This is a genomic window from Clostridioides sp. ZZV15-6597, from assembly GCF_020657815.1.
Classification (GTDB): domain Bacteria; phylum Bacillota; class Clostridia; order Peptostreptococcales; family Peptostreptococcaceae; genus Clostridioides.
Map to the genome: position 1 here is coordinate 1 of NZ_JAGWCT010000210.1, position 2,033 is coordinate 2,033.

The following is a 2,033-nucleotide window of genomic DNA, read 5'->3' on the forward strand; positions in this document are numbered from 1 at the left end:
ATAATAATTTATTTAAAAATACTTTATTTATAATTAAATATAAAGTAAAATATTAAAATATCACTGATAAAATTTAGTTATAATAATAATCTTTAAGTTTATTTGATGAAATATGGAGGAATTATTATGAAAGAAATACTTGTTATTGCTCCTACTAAAGGAACCTATGAAAAATCGATTCACATAGTAAAAAAATATAAGTATACAAACATTGACGTTGTATTTGGTAACTTAAAAGAAGGAATACCACTCGCCGAAAAAAGTATTAACCATGGTACTAGAATTATCATAAGTAGAGGTGGAACTTACAATATGTTAAAAGAAACGTATAACATACCTATAGTTGAGATTAAAGTAGATGCTTATGATATTATAGAAAGCTATAAGGAAGTTAAAAATTCAAATGAACCATTTGGTATAATTGGATTTAATAATGTTATATATGGCTTTGATATTATAGAAGAAATATTGAATAAGAAAATAACGATGATTGAAATTGAAAAGGAAGAAGAAATTTATAATGCTATAGAAAAATATAGAAAAAAAGGCATCAATACATATATAGGTGATACTACTGTTGCACATATTGTTGAAAGACTTAATTGTAAGGGAATATTAATTGAATCTAGAGAAGAAAACATACTTAGAGCCATTCAACAAGCTGAACAAATACTAGACGCAACTAAAGATGAACAAAAAAGAAGATTACAGATAGAAGCTATGACAGATTTTGTACATGATGGAATAATAACAGTTGATAAAAATTTTAAAATCACATTATTTAATAAGAGTGCTGAAAAAATATTTGGTATAAAGAAAGAAAATGCACTTTATCATAATGTTATAGATATTATTCCAAATACAGTTTTACCTCAAGTAGTTGAAACCATGGAACCACAAATTGGTGAAATACAGAATATAGGAAGTACAAAAATCATCACAAATAGAGTTCCAATTATCGTTGATGGTCAAATTCAAGGGGCAGTTTCTACATTTCAAGACAGTAAGGAAATAAGTTCATTTGAACACACAATAAGAAGAAGTCTATTAAACAAAGGTCTCTCTGCCAAATATACATTTGATGATATAATCTATGCAAGTGAAAAAACAAAAGATTGTATAGAAGTTGCAAAAAAATATGCTTGTTATGATACTCCAATGATTATTACAGGGGAATCTGGTGTTGGTAAAGAGCTATTTTGTCAAAGTATTCATAATTATAGCAAACGTAAAAATGCTCCTTTTGTTGCTGTAAACTGTGCTGCAATACCTCCATCTTTAATAGAAAGTGAGTTTTTTGGTTATGAAGAGGGCTCATTCACAGGAGCAAGAAAAAAAGGAAAAACAGGTGTATTTGAATTGGCACATGAAGGAACAATTTTTCTCGATGAAATAAGTGAAATTCCAATTGAACTTCAAGGAAGATTATTAAGAGTCTTACAAGAAAAGCAAGTTATGAGAATTGGTGGTGATAAAGTTATTCCCATAGATGTAAAAATAATTTGTGCTTCAAATAAAGACCTAAAAGATATGATGCGTGATGGTTTATTTAGACGAGACCTTTACTTTAGAATAAATATATTAACATTGTACCTTCCTTCACTCAAAGAGAGAAAAGAAGATATAATAAAATTATCAGAATTTTTCATAAAAAAATATTCAGCTAAATACAATAAGATACCTTTAATTATCACTCCAAATATCAGACAAGCTCTTCTTGAAAAAGAATATGAAGGAAACATAAGAGAATTAGAAGGAATAATCGAGAGAGCTGTTATTATAGAATCATTTGATTCAATTTTATCAGAAAAATACAATAGTGAATGTGCAAATACTATAACTGATACAGATAAGCCTGATTTTAAATATAATAACTTAGACTTAAAAACACTAGAAAAAATATATATATACAAAGTCTATAATGAAAATAATAGAAACACTACAAAAACTTGTGAAATACTAAAAATCACTCGCTCTACTCTATGGAGAAAGTTAAAAGAAATCGAAAGTGATGTTTAAAAATAATACATATA

Annotated in this window: 1 protein-coding gene; it reads left to right on the forward strand. The window is 26.8% G+C overall.

Translation table 11 applies throughout. From position 1 onward, the window contains the following. Positions 1-126: 126 nt before the first annotated feature. On the forward strand, positions 127-2,019 hold the full coding sequence (locus tag KGF52_RS20860; protein WP_227841499.1) for a sigma 54-interacting transcriptional regulator: 1,893 nt from the start codon (positions 127-129) through the stop codon (positions 2,017-2,019). Positions 2,020-2,033 lie beyond the last annotated feature (14 nt).

What these genes read in the sequence shown, in the direction of transcription:
- KGF52_RS20860 (WP_227841499.1), top strand. Translation starts at nt 127, where the DNA reads ATGAAAGAAATACTTGTTATTGCTCCTACTAAAGGAACCTATGAAAAA.